Below are 17,078 nucleotides of genomic sequence, written 5' to 3' on the forward strand. Positions count from 1 at the left end.
TTTATTTCAGACTTATTCTTGTAGTAGTATCTCTTTTTCTTTGATCAATGATATGCGAATAGATTTGAGTAGTTTTTACACTTTTATGCCCAAGCATTTTCGATACAGTAAATATGTCCGTACCGGCAGACAATTGTAAGGTGGCATAACTATGACGAAAACAATGAAAAGTGAAGTGTTTAATAATTCCAGCATGGGCTAACCAAACCGGTAAAACTCTGTCCACATCCCACTTTTTTAAACCTTGAAATACTTTTTCTTTTGGCTTTCCTCTTTCACCAAATGTTTCGAAAGCTTCGTTTGATATAGGCATTGTTTGTAAACCTTCTGTTTTTTTTTGTTTAAACCTGATATAATATCCATCGTTTTCAATGTATTCAATTTCAGACCATTCTAATTTAGCTATATCAGAATAACGATTCCCTGTTAATAGCGAAAACTTTGAGATTCTAGCCACAATCTTTTTCGAACATGGGGTTGCAAAAAGTTTTTTAGCTTCCTCAAGTGTAAGAAAGTTACGTTGCGATTCCTGCTCTTTAATAGAATCAACACCGGCATTAATATCTGTTCTTATTTTTCCTTCTTTATAGGCTTTTCTAAGAGTAGCTTTTATTTTATTATGATAAGATAATGCTGTATTTCTAGATAATGTATAGCCAGTACCTCTTCGGCTTTTAGCGCCCAGTAGATAATCTCTAAAATCCTCAATGAATGTTACTGTAATATCTTTAAAAAGTAAATCTTGTCCGCCAAGAAAGATCTCAAAGTGAATTATCGCAGAATTCCATATTTGATAGTTATTCCCTTCTCTTTTGTCCGCCAGCTTCTTAAGGTATTTTAAAAAGGAACCTCTCCCGATTCTTTGTAATTCCAGTCGTTCTTTTTCAAACTCAGAGTATATGTCATCTTTGCGTAATTCATTTAATCGGCGTATTAGCATTAATTCAGCTATACGCTGGTTTTCTATATTAGCAATTTTTTGAATTTGATTTTTTGGTTTTTCAAAAAGATACAGTTTCAAAAACTCACGCCTTGTATACTGATTGGTATTAGCGTTTAGTATTGGCGGGTAGAAATCCAGATATAAAGATATCTTTCCGCTTGCTAGTACTTTTTGTCTCAATGTTACATTACTCTTTTTCATTTTCTCTTGCGTTAAATATAATATCAATATCTTTCTTTGCTACATAATTGAACTTTCCAACGGAATACTTAGCTATTGCGTGTCTTTGAATTATCATATACAACGCACCTGGTGATACTCCAAATTTCTGCTGTATTTGTGTAATTGTATAACAGTGTTCCAATCCAGGGAATTCCTGTACAGGACGAAGCAGGGATTGATCCAGTGGAATTGAGAAGAAGCTATCCATATCGCACCTGCGGATAACTGTTCTCGCTCCAAATTTTGCTATATCTAGCTCTCCTCTGGATATAATTCTGTAAATGGTTCTTCGGCTTATTCCAAACAAAAGACTGGCCTGATTCATACTAATGAAATCTTTTGTTTTAACTGCTTCAAGATTGGGATTTTTGGCAATTTGAGTCTGCTTATTACTTTGGGTAATTTTTGACTCTCTAGTTCTTGCCTTGTAAGCTCTGCTACTGCATTTTAGCGAACAATACTGCGTTTTTGTTGTGCGGGCGGTAAATTCGTTTTGACAGAATTCACAGATGCGCGTAATTTGAATGTTTGAACTCATAGAAATGTGACTTTAAGTGTCCCACTGTGACTATGTGTGTCTATAAGTGCCATAATTTGGCCAAAAAAAAATATTTTTGTACCTCGAAATTTCGAGGTACAAATAAGGTACAAATTTAAGCAAAATATCGCATAATATCCAAAAGAAAAAGTAAATAAAAAACGAGTTAAAATATTGATTATCAATATTTTAACTCGTTTACTTGTAGTTATTTTGCGTTGTTTTGTCTTGCTATTTTCCAATACAGAAATTAGCAAAAATATTCCCTAATAATTCATCGTTAGAAACCTGACCCGTAATAAGACCAAATTGATATAAAGCTTCACGAATGTCAAGTGCAATTAAGTCGCTTGAAAGATTTGTTTCGAGACCATGTTTTACTTTTTGAATTTCATCTAAAGCTTTAAGTAAAGAATCGTAATGCCTTGTATTTGTTACAATAGTTTCATTGTTTCGAAGAGCACCGGTATTTACAAAAGAAAGTAATTCATTCTTTAAATCATCGACACCAATTTTCTCTTTAGCAGAAATCAATAAAAGTTTTGCATTCAAATTTTCGAGCTTTGTGGTAATGTTTGAAACTTCCTCAGTAGATAATATATCTCTTTTATTCACCACAATTACCAAAGGTTTTAGTGGATATTTGTTCTTGATTTGTTCAATTTCAGAAACAAACTCAGAGCTTGAAATCTGAAATTTCAGACCATCAAACAAATAAATTACAACCTGAGCCTGATCAATTTTTTCAAAAGTTTTTTTGATCCCAATGCTTTCTACAACATCTTTAGTTTCGCGAATTCCAGCTGTATCAATAAATCTGAAACCAATTCCGCCAATCACTAATTCATCTTCAATAGTATCACGAGTTGTTCCGGCAATGTCAGAAACAATAGCACGTTCTTCGTTTAGTAAAGCGTTTAGAAGAGTTGATTTTCCAACATTTGGTTCACCAACAATAGCAACAGGAATTCCGTTTTTGATAACATTTCCCACCGCAAACGAATCGATTAAACGTTTTAAAACAAATTCAATTCTATTTAATAATTCATGAAATTGAGTTCTGTCAGCAAATTCTACATCTTCTTCTGCGAAATCTAATTCCAGTTCTATTAGAGAAGCGAAATTCAAAAGTTCTTCACGCAGTTTGGCAATTTCATTACTAAAACCACCACGCATTTGTTGCATTGCGATTTGATGCGAAGCTTCATTGTCAGACGAAATCAAGTCAGCAACAGCTTCTGCCTGAGATAAATCCAGTTTTCCGTTAAGGAAAGCCCTCAGCGTAAATTCTCCTGCATCAGCCATTCGGCAGCCTTTTCGCAATAATAACTGAATAATTTGCTGCTGAATATAAGTTGATCCGTGACATGAAATTTCGATCGTATTTTCGCCTGTATAAGAATTTGGTCCTTTAAAAACAGAAACTAAAACTTCATCAAGAGTTTTTGAATCATCAACGATATGACCCAAATGCAAAGTATGCGTTTTTTGTTTGGTTAAATCTTTGTTTTTAATGGATTTAAAAACCGAATTTCCAATGGTAATGGCTTCAGAACCTGAAATACGGATGATAGCAATGGCTCCAGCTCCGGAGGGAGTAGCCAATGCAACTATAGAATCTTGATTTATCATGATGCAAAGGTATAAAAAAGCCATAAAGATCGCAACCGGAACATAAGCTGAAAATGTAATTTTCAACCCTTTTTTAATTGAGTTTTTAAGAAAATTTAAAATGTTAAAATACTGATAATTATCAGGTTGTTTTGTTTTTAGAATGATTAAATTTGAGAAACAAACTACTAAATCTCAAACAAAATGAAAAAGATATTATTTCCCACAGATTTTTCTGATGCCGCTACAAATGCTTTTGTTCATGCTTTAGAATTTGCTAAAATTGTTAATGCCGAACTTGTTTTGTTGCATACTTTTGAGATTCCGGTTTATGACAGCCAGTTTTTTCCTGAAAATTATGCTTCGATTTATAGTTCAATAGAATTAGCAAAATTTGAAATGTTTAAGGATGAAATTCCGAAACTTAGAGCTATTGCTACAGAACGTAAATTAGATGATATTGTAATAAAACATCGCTTAATGGACGGTGATTTAATTTACAATCTAAAAAATGCCGTTGAAGAAGATCATATTGATTTTGTAATAATGGGAACTTCGGGTGTTACAGACTGGACAAAATTCTTTTTGGGGTCTAATACAAGTTCCGTTATTTCCGAAGTAAAAGTTCCGGTTCTTTGTATTCCTGCAGATGCAAAATTCAAGAAAATTAAAATAATTGGTTTCACAACACGCTATCGTGAAAAAGATAAAGCAGAACTAAAAAAGGTTTTAGAAATTGCAAAGAAAACAAATGCAAAAGTAAAAAGCCTATATGTTAAAACTTCAGGAACAGATGTTTCTGATGCCACTATAAAAGAATGGGAGAAGGAATTTGAAAGCGACAATGTAGAGTTTTTGGTTTTACCAAGTGACGAAGTCAAAGAAACAATCCTCGATTTTATACTTTATAAAGATGTAGATGTTTTGACTACTATAACCCATAAAAGATCCTTCTTTGAAAGTCTTTTCGAATCCAGTTTTTCTAAAAAAATCGCCAAAGAAGTTTCAGTACCTGTTTTAGTAATGCATGAAACCTAAAATCAGTACCTTTTGATAGTAAATTTGTAAGTGTAAAACCTATATTTGTATTTCATTAAATTTTAAAAATGGAAGCATATCAAAACAAAGTTCAACACTATACAGCACTTTTTCATAAAATCAATAAAAGATACAACAGCATAAGTATTCTACGTCTTTTAAGCATTTTTCTTTGTTTATTTTTAATGTTTTACTACATAAAAACGAATGAAACACTTTACGTAGTTTTTGCTTTTCTATCTTTTGTTGGTTTTATTTTTTTGATGAGAATTCATTCTAAATTATCTTTTCAAAAAGAGCTTACTTCTGCGATTCTAAAAATTAATCAAAATGAAATGACGTATTTAAAAAGAGAAAAAATCCCTTTTGAAAACGGAATAGAATTCAATGATTTTCACCATCCATATGCTTATGATTTAGATATTTTTGGCGATCATTCTTTATTTCAGAATATAAACCGAACAGCCACTTTTATCGGAAAAAAAACATTGGCAAATCAATTATTGAGTTTGTTGCCTAATGATACAATTTTGGAAAATCAGGAAGCAATAAACGAATTAAAAACAAAAATCGACTGGCGTCAGGATTTCCTGGCTTTGGCAATTGTCAGTAATGACAGTAAAGGGTCGTATGATTCATTAATTCACTGGAATTCATTTAAAAATAACACTTTATCTAAAGCATTAGTTGCGGCTTCAATTATTCTTCCAACTTTATTTTTTGGTTTTTTAATTGCGTATTTTGTCACTTCAAAAACCATTCTGTTGTCGTATGTAACTTATATCTTCATTGCCAATATGATCGTATTAGGGCAGTCGTTTAAGCGAATTCAGTCAGAGATTGCAAAGGCTGATAATATCGACAAAATCATCAAACAATATAGTTTATTAGTTCAGAAAATTGAAACCGAAACATTTCAATCCAAGAAATTAATGAATTTGCAGCAACAGTTAATTTTTAGAAACGCAACCGCAAGTAAACATTTAAAAGATCTTTCGGAGTTGTTTTCGAGAATGGACACTATTAACAATTTTGTCACCGCAATAGTTTTTAATGGAATGTTCTTGTTTAATCTTCATGTTTTGAAAGCACTTTTAAAATGGAAAGACAATTATTCAGCCGAACTTGAAAAATGGCTTGCTATTATTGGTGAATTTGAAGCTCTGAATAGTTTAGCAAATTTAGCGTACAACAATGCTGATTTTGTTTTTCCTGAAATCAATTCGGATTATAAAATTGGATTCTCAAATTTGGGGCATCCGTTACTTAATCCAGCGACAAGAGTAGGGAATGACACTCATTTTTATCCGGAATCATTCATGATTTTAACGGGTTCGAATATGTCAGGAAAAAGTACTTTTTTAAGAAGTTTAGGAATCAATATGGTTTTAGGTGGAGTTGGTTCAGTAGTTTGTGCTTCAAAAGCTAATATTCATCCACTTCCTGTTTTGGTTTCAATGCGATTATCCGATTCTTTGGCGGATAGTGAATCCTATTTCTTTGCCGAAATTAAGCGTTTAAAGCAAATTATGAATGCTCTGGAAGATCAGCCTGCTTTTGTTCTATTAGACGAAATTTTAAGAGGAACAAACTCTGACGACAAACGAAACGGAACAATTGAAGTAGTCAAAAAAATCATTGCTAAAAAAGCTGTTGGAGCTATTGCAACGCACGATATAGAAGTTTGCCTAACTACAAATGAATATCCGGATGTCTTAACGAATCAATGCTTTGAAGTCGAAATTAAAGACAACGAACTTCATTTTGATTATAAACTTAGAACCGGAATCTGCCAAAATAAAAGCGCAACCTTCCTAATGCAGAAAATGGGAGTTATTTAATTTTAGATTTTAGATTTTAGATTGAAGGGGTAAGAAGCAAGATGCAAGATATTAGAAGAAAGACTTGATAAAGAAAGATTTTAGAAGCAAGATATTACGTTTTTTTTTTATGGTTACTTGTTTAAATTTTATGATTATTTGCAATGATAAACTAAATACTACCACACTAAATCGAAAACAACGTTTGCTCTTAAACTTCGCTCAGAGCGACAATGTGGATCAAAATCTAATGTCTAAAATCTTGCTTCTTGTCTCATCCAGTCTTGCTTCTTAAACTACTTCTGCATTTCCTTAATCGTATTCACAAAAGCCTCAACTGGCTGTGCTCCGGAAACGGCATATTTTCGATCAAAAACAAAAAATGGAACTCCTTGAACTCCTATTTGATTTGCTTCGTGTATGTCACCATGAACGTCGTTTAAATAAAGATTTTCATTTTCTACAACTTCTTGTATTTCTTTTGAATCTAAACCTGCCTGAACGCCTAATTCTATTAAAGTTTGGGCATCATTAAGATCTTTTCCATCCGTAAAATAAGCTTTGAAGAAAATCTCTTCCATTTCGTCACCTAATTTTTTGGACTTAGCCAAATGTATAATACGATGTGCTGTCAAAGAATTCGAGATAATTGCTTTGTCAAAATGATAATCCAAACCAACGCTTTTTGCGTGTTCTACGACACCTTTATGCATTTCTATTGACTGATCAATCGAAATCCCTTTTCGTTCAGCTAAGAATGTATAAACGTCTTTACCTGATTGTGGCGTAATAGTTGGATCAAGTTGAAAACTTTTCCACTCAATTTCAAATTCTCCATTTGGAAACTCAGCTAAAGCGATTTCCAGTTGTCTTTTTCCGATATAACAAAACGGACACATGATGTCCGACCAAATTTCTATTTTCATAGTACAAAGTTAAAGAAAATGTTTCAAATTTTTATTTGTTTCAGGTTTCAGGTTTGTTTTAGCTTTTTTAAGAGTTTTGGCGTAGTGATTCTTTATTTAGTAAATAGAAGATTTACAGTGTGCTATTTTGTTAACTTTGAAATTGTATAAGGAGCTAAATTTCTAAAAGAGTTTTATATTTATAGACGTATCAAGGCAATAGTTATCTAAACCGATTTAATTAAAATGAGAATACTTTTAAAATTATTGATTTTCTTTTTTCCAGCTTTTTTACAATCTCAGGAATTACCGATTGATAAATTATTGCTTACCAAAAATTATGTAGAAAGTAAGCAGACTAATAATGCTTTATACGGTAATGATTTTTCTCAGAAAAATTTAATTTCAAAAGTAAGCGATTCTATCATTGTGTACAATTCGTCAAAATCTACAGATGCGAATGTAATAGATAAAGAAGTTGGGAGTTGTTTAATTTTAAATTTCGCTAAAAAAGATTATTTAGAAATAATTGCTCAGTTAAACTTTTTAAACAAACAAGGATATCATGTTTTTAAGGATGATAATCAAAGTGATTATAAAAAATATTTAGAGTTTATAAGTAGAGGATTAATCATTAGTACGGTACCTGGCAAAAATCAGATAATTTTAATCTACGTGAATACCTGTGTCTTTTTAGATAATAAAAACAAACTGATTAAAAATATTAAGAATATAGATTTGCTCTCTGATTCTTATGTTTTTAATTGTGGAGGAAAGCAAATATTTCAAAAAGTGAAATAGAAAAAATTATAGAAGGTTATTGCTTGAAATCAAAAGGATAACTTTTTTTCTGAATAATCTTTTCTATAAAGAGTTCCGCTTCTTTGTTTTCTTCGAATATAAAATCATATAAAGAAAAATCAATAGCAGGCTTTTTGTCTACAGTAGCAAACCGAATATCCTCATCAGAAATTTCGATAGTAAGTTTGTAGGTCTTATCAGGAAAACAATCAATTTCTACAAGCCATAATTCAGGTTTGAACTTATAGATATATAATTGATCATCGCTAAAGTTCTCATTTATAAATTTTAGAAAAATATCTTTATCAATCATCTTGATTTATTTAAGAATAAAGTATTGATTTGCTTATCGTAAATTAAAGTAAAAAAAAGTCTAACTCAAAGCACGCAAAGAATTTTCTATCATACAAAGCTTTTTTAAAACACAAAGTCCACAAAGCTTAATAATACAAAGCTTTGTGAACTTTGCGAAAAACCTCTGCGAACTTTGCGGTTAAATCTACACAAACCATAATCTCATTTCAACTTGAAACTTGAAACCTGAAACCTGAAACAAAAAAATCACCTTAAAATAAAAAACCGCAACTCTTTATCGGAGTTGCGGTTTCTAGGTATAAAAAATGGTTGGTTAATAGCGATATTTTTTTTTTTACAATGATATGTCTTTAATTTGAAACTAAAAAAAATCCCTGTAACAAAAATAACTTTTGATGTTAACTATTTAACATTACAGGCATTACCAACATTGTTACTGTTTCTCCTTCTTCTAAACCATCTACTGGCGTAAGAATCCCTGCTCTGTTAGGCAGTGACATCTCTAACATAATCATATCTGATTGTAAGTTGGTCAACATTTCAGTTAAAAAACGTGAGTTGAAACCAATTTGAAGATCATCTCCTTGATAATCACAAGTCAATCTTTCTTCGGCTTTGTTTGAGTAGTCAATATCTTCTGCAGAAACATTTAATTCTGCTCCGGCGATTTTTAGACGAATTTGGTGTGTGGTTTTGTTAGAGAAAATCGCAACACGTTTAACTGAACTTAAAAATAAAGAACGGTCAATCATTAATTTGTTTGGATTCTCTTTTGGAATTACCGCTTCATAATTTGGGTATTTTCCATCAATTAAACGACACATTAAAATATAATTATCGAATGAGAAAGTCGCATTCGAATCGTTGTATTCAATTTTTACTTCAGCATCAGAAGATCCTAAGATACTTTTTAAAATATTCAAAGGTTTTTTAGGCATAATAAAATCTGCAACCTGAGACGCTTTTACATCTGTACGGGCATATTTTACTAATTTATGAGCATCTGTTGCCACAAAAGTTAATCCTTCTGGTGAGAACTGGAAGAAAACTCCTGACATTACCGGACGTAAGTCGTCGTTTCCGGCAGCGAAAATAGTTTTGCTTACAGCAGTTGCCAAAACATCTGCAGGAACAAGTGTTACTGACGGATCCTCAAGGCTAACCGCTTTTGGGAATTCTTCTCCCGCAGCGTATGCTAATGCATATTTTCCTGAGTTTGAACTAATTTCAACTGTATTGTTATCTTCAACTGTAAAAGTTAAAGGCTGTTCTGGAAACGTTTTCAAAATTTCAAGCAAAAGTTTAGCTGGTACAGCAACGCTTCCTTTACTTTTAGAATCGATTGATAATGTAGCCGACATAGTAGTTTCAAGATCTGAAGCCGAAACTGTCAACGCATCATTGTCTAATTCAAATAAAAAGTTATCTAAAATAGGCAACGTATTATTACTGTTGATTACACTACCTAAAACTTGTAATTGTTTTAATAAGTACGAACTCGATACTATAAATTTCATCTCTTTTGTTTTATTTTTTTGTACTTTTCCTTAGTATTTCTTCAACTAAGATAGGTTTTACAAATATATCGTAAACAATCTTAGTTTCGCAATTTTTTTATTAACATCTATTTGCTGTATTTTCTTTTTCGCAGGTAAGTAAATGCTATTCCAAAAACCAATAAAATTAGAATTGGAAGTCCGATAGTTATGAATTGCGTCATGGTATAATTTTCGTAAACTTTCTCTTTGTCCAATAATGGTAAGCTTACATCTTTACTTCTAATGTTAATAAGTCCCGTGTCATCCAACAAATAATTAATACAATTCATCATGAAATCTTTGTTGTCGTATAGATTTCCGGTACGTTGATCGTAACCTAATTCTACCGGCATCATATTTTTGTCTAATTGATTTCTGGCTAAATCACCATCGGCAATCACAATCATTTTATTTGGTTTTCCTTTTGCCAAAAATGAATTTTCTTTAAAAGGTAAAACGCGATTTTCAAAAGCCGAATGGAAAGAACCTTCTAATAAAACAGAAAGTGGAATGTTACCTTTGTTTAAATAATCTTGCGGAGAAGATTTCTCGGTTACAATATTCAAATTGATTTCTGCCGGAGTTCCAATTACTTTAGAATATTGAGACGATTGCAATAACACGGTTTTCTTGATTCCGTTTTTCAAAGTATCAATTGGGCTGGCAAAATCAAATTTAATTTGACCTAAATTTTTCACTATCGGATTATTGCTTGTTGGTATAACAACAGGGGCAAATTTCCAGATGAAATCCTGGTATTGAGTAGCGCTTCCTTGTTCTCCGGTAGCTAATTTTATTGGACTTCCTTGTTCGTCTTTTACCAAATCAGGATTAATTCTGAAACCGTATTTAAAGAACATATCGTTCAAATTCAAATCTCTCGGATAAGCTAGAGTTGCACCAGATTGATTGTACAAACTGTCCATATCAGCCGCGACCTGATCGATTAACCATAATGTTTTTCCTCCATTCATGATAAACTGATCTAAAACCTGTTTTTCTTCATCAGAGAAAGTTTGAGTTGGTTTTGAAATAATTGCCAAGTCATATTTTTTTAAAGCGTCTAAAGTTCCTGTTGGATTTTGAGCTACAGAATCTAATGTAAAAGGTCCGATGTAATAGCTTTCGCGAATTTGTTGCAGCATTTTGGCAATGTGAACTTCGTTTAATTCTCCATTTCCTTTTATAATCGCAACTTTCTTTTGTCTGTCTTTAGAGATTTTATTAATGGCGTCAGCAATCGAATATTCTAAATGCTGAATCGATCCAATTACTTTTTGTGTGGTAGAAGCGCCCATTATGTTTTTCAACAAAGGAATATTAACTTCCTTATTGTTATAAACCGCAACTGCCCAAGGAAATACCATTGCCTGAGATTGTTTTCCTTTGTCATCAACCGTTATGTTTATTGGCGTAAGACCTTTTTGGTACAAAGATTTTACAACATCCATGTTATCGTCCCCGTTTTCTAATGGATTCACAAATTCGAAAACAATATTGCTGTTATAAGCCTGAAATTCTTCCAGTAATTGTTTGGTTTCTTGTTGCAAACGTTTGAAATCTGCGGGCAAATCACCTTGCATGTAAATCTTAATCGATAACGGATTTTTAACCTGTTTTACAATTTGTAAAGAGGTTTCAGATAACGTATATCGTTTGTCTTTGGTTAAATCAAATCGGTGGAAAAATAAACTTCCCAATACATTTAAAACGATTAAAACAAAAACCGTAATACCTAACGTTTTGATATTTTGTTGAGTAGATGCTTTCATTATGCTTTAAAAGATTTTAATTGATAAACAGTAAAAGACAGAAATAATACAGTGATGCTCAAAAAATAAATAACATCGCGTGTATCAATAACGCCTCGACTCATACTTTTAAAGTGATCCTGCATACCAAATGCCGAAACAATTGAAGATCCCGGAATCAATGAAGCTAATCCTTCAAATCCAAAATAAAAGATAAAACATAGAAAAACGGCAATTATAAAAGCTACGATTTGATTCTCGGATAGAGTAGAAGTGAAAATCCCGATTGCAGAATAAGCAGCAATCAGAAATAATAATCCAAAATAGGAACCAATGGTGCTTCCCATATCGATGTTTCCTTCAGGAGAACCTAAACCTGAAATCACTTTTACATATATAAATGTTGGAATAATTGCCAAAACAATCAATAGGAGGGAACCTAAAAATTTTCCGTTTACGATTTCCCAAATAGACAATGGTTTTGTTAGAAGCAATTCTAATGTTCCTTGTTTTTTTTCGTCAGAGAAACTTCTCATTGTAACCGCCGGAATCAGGAAAATAAGAATCCACGGAGCCAAAGTAAAAAACGGAGTCAAATCGGCATAACTGCTATTTAATATATTGTAATCTCCTTCGAATACCCATAAAAATAGTCCGTTGCTAATTAAGAAAATAGCAATGACCAAATAGCCAATAGGAGAGCCAAAAAAGGATTTTATTTCTCGTAAAATGATTGATTTCATTTATTTTTTGTTTATTTTTTGTTTCAGATTTCAAGTTTCAGGTTGCTCTGCTTTGCGAACTTTGTGTTTTTTAAAACCTTGTAATATAATCTTTGTGCCCTTTGCGGTTAAGTCATTCCAAATTTTCAGATCCAGTATATAACTTGAAACCTGAAACCTGAAACTAATTTAAACTAACCAATTTGTCCACGCTCCAAGCTTCCGGTTTTGCATTGAATAGTTTTTTTGTAAAACTCCAAACTGAATCAAAAAGCTCAGATTGTCTATAGTTTTCTAAATCTTCTTCAGTTTCCCAATAACTGTAGGTGAAAAATATGCATTTATCATTTTTATCCTGATACAATTCTAAAAAACGATTTCCGGGTGCATTTCGTATTTTGTGTTTAATGCTTTCGAAATTCTCCAGAAAATCCGGAATTTTTTCTTCGTGAAAACTCATCTTTACTATTCTAACAAACATGTTATTTTTTTGATTCAAATTGGGTGCAAATGTATTTTATTTTGATGGAATATTTAACTCAAAAATTTTATAGTAATTACATCTCGATAATTCAATCCTAAAAGGCTATTTGCAGAACCAACTTTTGAAGGATTACTCCTAAAAATGGCAATTTCAAGGAAACCGGCTTCGTTAAAAATAGCCAGTTTTTCGCCTTCATAGGTTTTAATCGGGTATTTGTCTGAAGTTGCAATTGAGGAATAATTTGGCAGAATTGTTTTGATGCTTTTTGGTTTCATAACAATTTCATACGGACGACCTTTTGCTATTTCTGTAAACTGCTTTTTAGAGATATTAGTTACTACGTTTCCAAAATGATCAATGTAAATCACATAACCTTTTATTGAGGTTCCGTCGTTTGAAATCACAGGTTGTAGTTCTGTAATTTGTTTGATCTCTGTAATTTCTTTTCCAATAACGTTCAGCAAACCGCCTTTAGAAATATGGCTGGCTACTTTTATAAAAATATCCAAATCACTGAATTCGCTCGGAAAACGATCGTGTATATTAATAGAAACAATTTTTTGCGGAACAATTTTCTGCGTAAGCATGCTTAGAATCCCATTATCGGCACAAATAAAGTAATGATCATTCCATTGCATTGCAATATGTTGATTCTCTTTATTGCGTTCGATATCGACACCTATTAAGTGAACAGTTCCTTTTGGGAAACTCAAATATGAGGCTCCAATAATGTAACTCGCTTCGGCTGTGTTAAATGGGTCAATGTCATGCGAAATGTCAACAATGGTAACTTCTGGATACTCTGATAATATTTTACCCTTTAGTGAACCAACAAAGTGGTCTTTTAAGCCGTAATCGGTAGTAAGGGTAATTATTGACATAATTTTGTTTATAACTATTGGTAGTATTTAAATCTAATTTTCATTAAATTTGAGAAATGCAAAGCTAATAATAGTAATTGCAAAAATGAAAGAAAGAAAAGACAATTTATTAAAATGTCTCTCCCGATAGCTATCGGGATTAGTATCAGCCACAGTAATTGAAAACTGCGACTAAAACTATAAACTAAAAAAGACCCGACAACCACTAATTTATAAAAACTGATTTATTTTTAATTTAAAACTATCTCATTTGAACGAAAGAATTATCGAGCTCATAGACATCGCTCCAAAAGACTTTTGGGGCGCTCAAGACACTCATCTTGAAATAATCAAAAAGTACTACCCAAAGCTTAAAATAGTAGCAAGAGGGACGACTTTGAAAGCATTTGGCGAAAAAGAAGTTTTAGATGAATTCGAAAAAAGATTTCAGAGGCTTATGCTTCATTTTACCAGATACAATAACATTGATGATAATGTAATTGAACGTGTAATTATGAGTGATGGTCAGGATGAAAGAAAATCTTACGATCATGACAAAATACTAGTTCATGGTGTTGGCGGTAAAATAATTAAAGCCATGACGCCTAACCAGCAATTATTGGTAGATACAATCAAAAAAAATGATATGGTATTTGCTGTAGGTCCTGCTGGAACTGGAAAAACTTATACCGGAGTTGCAATGGCGGTAAAAGCGCTTAAAGACAAGGAAGTAAAAAGGATTATACTAACGCGACCAGCGGTAGAAGCAGGAGAAAATCTTGGTTTTTTACCGGGTGACATGAAAGAAAAACTAGATCCTTATATGCAACCGCTTTATGATGCTTTGCGCGATATGCTGCCTAACGAAAAGCTCGAAGATTACATTTTAAAAGGAATTATTCAAATTGCGCCATTGGCATTTATGCGTGGACGTACGCTTGATAATGCCTTTGTAATTCTGGATGAAGCGCAGAATACCACACACTCGCAAATGAAAATGTTTTTGACCCGTATGGGAAAAAATGCGAAATTCATGATTACGGGTGATCCGGGACAGGTCGATTTACCACGCAGAACTATTTCTGGTCTTAAAGAAGCTATTTTGGTCTTGAAAGACGTTGACGGAATCGGAATTATTTATCTTGATGATAAAGATATCGTACGTCACAGATTAGTTAAAAAGGTAATTGATGCCTATAAACAAATAGAAAATCACGATTAATTTTATAAAATGTCAAATGTAAATCGTGAAATGTGATTTGACATTTATTAATATTCGTTTTCTACATATCTTATTAGATTATGTAGAAAACGAATATTTTTTTTGATAAATTTGAAAATTAAAATTTTAATTGATGACAATAAAAACACTGAGTTTATTAGTTCTTATTTTTTCTATTTCTTGCAAGAAAACAGAAAGTAGCCCGAAAAATTTTGTTGGAACCTGGTATGATACCGGATTTAAAGCCGAGAATAAAACAATTATAAAAATACTCGATAATAATACATTTTTATACAATCGCGGAAACAGCAATTGGACAGGCTTCTCTAACGGAACTTGGAAAATAATTGGAGATACCATAGAATTAAGCAGTTCAAAAATGGAAGAATGCTACAATGTTTCTACTTTTTCTGATTGCGATGTTTCTAATGAGAAGAATAAAATAACAACCACGATACCCGGCTGTATACCTGAGATTGATGTTTCGTATGTTATTATTACTAAAGAGAAGTTTTACATCAAAAATGATTCTTTGATTTATAAAAGCAAAACTAGTTCTAAATGTCTTGATAAGTTAAAAATAAGTTTTGCTAAAACTCCAAAAACTAAAAAATGAAACAACTGGATGATTTCTATTTAAAACAAGAAGAACCTGTAAAAGGGATGTTTCTTGCATTAAAAGAAATTATTCTAAAACAAGACGAAGACATTTCAAATGTTTTAAAATACGGAATGCCATTTTTTTGCTACAAAGGAAAAATGTTTTGCTATTTGTGGATTCATAAAAAGCTCAAACAACCTTACATCGGAATTGTTGAAGGAAAACATTTTGAAGAGCCTTTTCTGATTCAGGAAAATCGCTCGAGAATGAAAGTCATGATGCTGAATAGTAATGAGGATTTGCCTTTAAAGCAAATAGAAATGATTATTCAGAAAGCGATAAATTTATATAAATTAGGAATTGTAGCGGTTTAAAATGGCTTTAATATAATATTTAACGTAATAGTTAAATAAATAATAAACTTCAAGTAATTTAGGCGTTTAAGGCTTTCAATCTTTGTTCTTGTAAGGGTAAAGCCGTAAATTTGCCAATCATAAATACTTGATTTTTAATATGACTTCGAAACTTAAGAATATAAAGGTTGTTGTAAGTGACTTAGACGGAACTTTACTCAACCCACAGCACAAAATATCTGATTATACTAAATCTGTTTTTCAGGAACTTCACAATCAAAATTATCTTATCGTTGTAGCTACAGGACGTCATCATCTTGACGCAATGGCAATTATCGAAAAACTGGAAGTTCCGGTTTATTTGGTAAGTTCAAATGGAGCGAGAATTCATTCGCCAAATAAAGAAGAACTTTTCGCTTTTAACCTAGAAAGTGAAGTTGTAAAAGCAGCTTTAAATGTAGAAATCGACCCTGAAATTACGGTTGTTTTATTCAAAGAGAATGTTTGGCAAACCAATAGAATAAGTGAGAAACTAAATGCTTTTCAAGAGGAATTAAAATATCGTCCAGAATTAGTGGATTATAAAACACTGGAAGATTTTGGCGCAATAAAAATATTTTTTGCACACGATGACCACGAAAAATTAGTAGTGCTGAAAGATGCAATTTTAGCTAATTCTTCAGAAAACCTGCATCATGCTTTTAGTTTGCCAACTTGTCTGGAATTTATGGACAAATCTATAGATAAAGCAGTTGCGATTGAGCGTGTTCTTGAAAAAGAAGGATTTTCTCTGGAAGAAGCAATTTCGTTTGGTGATGGTTTTAATGATGTTCAAATGTTATCCTTAACAGGTAAAGGATTAATCATGGGAAATGCTCCTGCATTACTTAAAGAGACTTTACCGAAGTTAGAAGTTATTAATACAAACGCCGAAGACGGTGTTGCAAAATATATATCATCAAGAATATTAAATAAAGAATTTGCAACAAGTTAATCCTAAGTAAAACAGGGTTAGTTTTTCTTGATTATTGATAAGAAAATTATAATTATATAAACTGCTAATTGATTGTATATACAATGATTAGCAGTTTTTTATTAATCTAAAATCGATAAAAGAGATTCTTGATAAAATCAAGAAAATTAGTTTCAGGAATTGTATTGCTTTTCCCCGTTTTTGCACCAATGGCTCCTGAAAAAGCAAGCGGACAAATTTATATTAGTACAACTGATTACATAAAAAGAATTGAAAGCACAACTTTAAGCAATTTAAACGATGCTATAAAACCGATGAGACACGAAGCTTCAGATTTTAAATAGAACCTCTTTTTGGGTTAAAACAAACAATTTGTTAAAG

General features: G+C 32.0%; 18 protein-coding genes. 8 read left to right on the forward strand and 10 right to left on the reverse strand.

Annotated features, from left to right (window positions below):
* Nucleotide 1 precedes the first annotated feature (1 nt).
* From CHB81_RS19840 to mnmE, 3 genes are all read right to left on the reverse strand, one after another.
* Nucleotides 2–1,144 (reverse strand): site-specific integrase, encoded by a 1,143-nt coding sequence (locus CHB81_RS19840; RefSeq protein WP_089353579.1) that lies wholly within the window; start codon nt 1,142–1,144, stop codon nt 2–4.
* Nucleotides 1,131–1,703: a helix-turn-helix domain-containing protein gene (locus tag CHB81_RS19845; RefSeq protein ID WP_089353580.1), complete on the reverse strand. Its 573-nt coding sequence runs from the start codon at nt 1,701–1,703 to the stop codon at nt 1,131–1,133. The genes CHB81_RS19840 and CHB81_RS19845 overlap by 14 nt, the downstream gene beginning before the upstream one ends.
* A 231-nt stretch (nt 1,704–1,934) precedes the next feature.
* Nucleotides 1,935–3,335 carry a tRNA uridine-5-carboxymethylaminomethyl(34) synthesis GTPase MnmE gene (gene mnmE / locus CHB81_RS19850; protein ID WP_089353581.1) on the reverse strand — a complete coding sequence of 467 codons (1,401 nt, stop codon included), beginning with the start codon at nt 3,333–3,335 and terminating at the stop codon, nt 1,935–1,937.
* Between the two features lie 183 nt (nt 3,336–3,518).
* Here mnmE and CHB81_RS19855 point away from each other — a divergent pair, with 183 nt between their 5' ends.
* Together CHB81_RS19855 and CHB81_RS19860 are read left to right on the forward strand one after the other, a co-directional pair.
* On the forward strand, nt 3,519–4,352 hold the full coding sequence (locus tag CHB81_RS19855; protein ID WP_089353582.1) for a universal stress protein: 834 nt from the start codon (nt 3,519–3,521) through the stop codon (nt 4,350–4,352).
* Nucleotides 4,353–4,420: 68 nt separating this feature from the next.
* A complete protein-coding gene (locus tag CHB81_RS19860; protein ID WP_089353583.1) occupies nt 4,421–6,193 on the forward strand; it encodes a DNA mismatch repair protein in 1,773 nt (590 codons plus the stop codon).
* 275 nt (nt 6,194–6,468) lie between these two features.
* On the opposite strand, the gene CHB81_RS19865 is transcribed toward CHB81_RS19860, so the two are convergent.
* Nucleotides 6,469–7,098, reverse strand: coding sequence for a DsbA family oxidoreductase (locus tag CHB81_RS19865; protein ID WP_089353584.1), 630 nt, complete (start codon nt 7,096–7,098; stop codon nt 6,469–6,471).
* Between the two features lie 225 nt (nt 7,099–7,323).
* On the opposite strand from CHB81_RS19865, the gene CHB81_RS19870 reads away from it, so the two are divergent.
* Nucleotides 7,324–7,878, forward strand: coding sequence for a hypothetical protein (locus CHB81_RS19870; protein ID WP_089353585.1), 555 nt, complete (start codon nt 7,324–7,326; stop codon nt 7,876–7,878).
* A 16-nt stretch (nt 7,879–7,894) separates the two neighbouring features.
* On the opposite strand, the gene CHB81_RS19875 is transcribed toward CHB81_RS19870, so the two are convergent.
* The 6 genes from CHB81_RS19875 to CHB81_RS19900 form a co-directional block, all read right to left on the reverse strand.
* On the reverse strand, nt 7,895–8,191 hold the full coding sequence (locus tag CHB81_RS19875) for a hypothetical protein (protein ID WP_089353586.1): 297 nt from the start codon (nt 8,189–8,191) through the stop codon (nt 7,895–7,897).
* Between the two features lie 400 nt (nt 8,192–8,591).
* On the reverse strand, nt 8,592–9,710 hold the full coding sequence (gene dnaN / locus CHB81_RS19880; RefSeq protein WP_089353587.1) for a DNA polymerase III subunit beta: 1,119 nt from the start codon (nt 9,708–9,710) through the stop codon (nt 8,592–8,594).
* A 107-nt stretch (nt 9,711–9,817) separates the two neighbouring features.
* Nucleotides 9,818–11,503, reverse strand: a complete 1,686-nt coding sequence (gldG, locus tag CHB81_RS19885) for a gliding motility-associated ABC transporter substrate-binding protein GldG (protein WP_089353588.1) — start codon at nt 11,501–11,503, stop codon at nt 9,818–9,820.
* Nucleotides 11,503–12,225, reverse strand: coding sequence for a gliding motility-associated ABC transporter permease subunit GldF (gene gldF / locus CHB81_RS19890; RefSeq protein WP_089353589.1), 723 nt, complete (start codon nt 12,223–12,225; stop codon nt 11,503–11,505). The genes gldG and gldF overlap by 1 nt, the downstream gene beginning before the upstream one ends.
* A 163-nt stretch (nt 12,226–12,388) precedes the next feature.
* Nucleotides 12,389–12,685 (reverse strand): putative quinol monooxygenase, encoded by a 297-nt coding sequence (locus tag CHB81_RS19895; protein ID WP_089353590.1) that lies wholly within the window; start codon nt 12,683–12,685, stop codon nt 12,389–12,391.
* A gap of 53 nt (nt 12,686–12,738) precedes the next feature.
* Entirely contained in the window at nt 12,739–13,569 is an 831-nt protein-coding gene (locus CHB81_RS19900; RefSeq protein WP_089353591.1) for an S-adenosyl-l-methionine hydroxide adenosyltransferase family protein, read from the reverse strand.
* A 250-nt stretch (nt 13,570–13,819) separates the two neighbouring features.
* On the opposite strand from CHB81_RS19900, the gene CHB81_RS19905 reads away from it, so the two are divergent.
* The 5 genes from CHB81_RS19905 to CHB81_RS19925 all read left to right on the forward strand — a co-directional run bounded on the left by CHB81_RS19905 (nt 13,820) and on the right by CHB81_RS19925 (nt 17,041).
* Nucleotides 13,820–14,770 carry a PhoH family protein gene (locus CHB81_RS19905; RefSeq protein ID WP_056190794.1) on the forward strand — a complete coding sequence of 317 codons (951 nt, stop codon included), beginning with the start codon at nt 13,820–13,822 and terminating at the stop codon, nt 14,768–14,770.
* A 133-nt stretch (nt 14,771–14,903) separates the two neighbouring features.
* Nucleotides 14,904–15,386, forward strand: coding sequence for a hypothetical protein (locus CHB81_RS19910; RefSeq protein ID WP_089353592.1), 483 nt, complete (start codon nt 14,904–14,906; stop codon nt 15,384–15,386).
* Nucleotides 15,383–15,745: a DUF1801 domain-containing protein gene (locus tag CHB81_RS19915; RefSeq protein WP_089353593.1), complete on the forward strand. Its 363-nt coding sequence runs from the start codon at nt 15,383–15,385 to the stop codon at nt 15,743–15,745. The genes CHB81_RS19910 and CHB81_RS19915 overlap by 4 nt, the downstream gene beginning before the upstream one ends.
* Nucleotides 15,746–15,884: 139 nt before the next feature.
* Nucleotides 15,885–16,718, forward strand: coding sequence for a Cof-type HAD-IIB family hydrolase (locus tag CHB81_RS19920; protein ID WP_089353594.1), 834 nt, complete (start codon nt 15,885–15,887; stop codon nt 16,716–16,718).
* Nucleotides 16,719–16,846: 128 nt separating this feature from the next.
* The gene (locus tag CHB81_RS19925) at nt 16,847–17,041 is read left to right on the forward strand and encodes a hypothetical protein (RefSeq protein WP_089353595.1); all 195 of its coding nucleotides are present in this window, start codon (nt 16,847–16,849) and stop codon (nt 17,039–17,041) included.
* Nucleotides 17,042–17,078: the final 37 nt, after the last annotated feature.

The sequence above is a fragment of the Flavobacterium sp. ov086 genome (genome assembly GCF_900187965.1).
GTDB lineage: Bacteria > Bacteroidota > Bacteroidia > Flavobacteriales > Flavobacteriaceae > Flavobacterium.

Bases quoted from the DNA above. Each gene is read 5' to 3' on its own strand.
- CHB81_RS19920 (WP_089353594.1), top strand. From the start codon at position 15,885: ATGACTTCGAAACTTAAGAATATAAAGGTTGTTGTAAGTGACTTAGAC.
- CHB81_RS19875 (WP_089353586.1), bottom strand. From the start codon at position 8,191: ATGATTGATAAAGATATTTTTCTAAAATTTATAAATGAGAACTTTAGC.
- CHB81_RS19855 (WP_089353582.1), top strand. From the start codon at position 3,519: ATGAAAAAGATATTATTTCCCACAGATTTTTCTGATGCCGCTACAAAT.
- CHB81_RS19895 (WP_089353590.1), bottom strand. From the start codon at position 12,685: ATGTTTGTTAGAATAGTAAAGATGAGTTTTCACGAAGAAAAAATTCCG.
- mnmE (WP_089353581.1), bottom strand. From the start codon at position 3,335: ATGATAAATCAAGATTCTATAGTTGCATTGGCTACTCCCTCCGGAGCT.
- CHB81_RS19860 (WP_089353583.1), top strand. From the start codon at position 4,421: ATGGAAGCATATCAAAACAAAGTTCAACACTATACAGCACTTTTTCAT.
- dnaN (WP_089353587.1), bottom strand. From the start codon at position 9,710: ATGAAATTTATAGTATCGAGTTCGTACTTATTAAAACAATTACAAGTT.
- CHB81_RS19840 (WP_089353579.1), bottom strand. From the start codon at position 1,144: ATGAAAAAGAGTAATGTAACATTGAGACAAAAAGTACTAGCAAGCGGA.
- CHB81_RS19910 (WP_089353592.1), top strand. From the start codon at position 14,904: ATGACAATAAAAACACTGAGTTTATTAGTTCTTATTTTTTCTATTTCT.
- gldF (WP_089353589.1), bottom strand. From the start codon at position 12,225: ATGAAATCAATCATTTTACGAGAAATAAAATCCTTTTTTGGCTCTCCT.
- CHB81_RS19865 (WP_089353584.1), bottom strand. From the start codon at position 7,098: ATGAAAATAGAAATTTGGTCGGACATCATGTGTCCGTTTTGTTATATC.
- CHB81_RS19915 (WP_089353593.1), top strand. From the start codon at position 15,383: ATGAAACAACTGGATGATTTCTATTTAAAACAAGAAGAACCTGTAAAA.
- gldG (WP_089353588.1), bottom strand. From the start codon at position 11,503: ATGAAAGCATCTACTCAACAAAATATCAAAACGTTAGGTATTACGGTT.
- CHB81_RS19900 (WP_089353591.1), bottom strand. From the start codon at position 13,569: ATGTCAATAATTACCCTTACTACCGATTACGGCTTAAAAGACCACTTT.
- CHB81_RS19845 (WP_089353580.1), bottom strand. From the start codon at position 1,703: ATGAGTTCAAACATTCAAATTACGCGCATCTGTGAATTCTGTCAAAAC.
- CHB81_RS19870 (WP_089353585.1), top strand. From the start codon at position 7,324: ATGAGAATACTTTTAAAATTATTGATTTTCTTTTTTCCAGCTTTTTTA.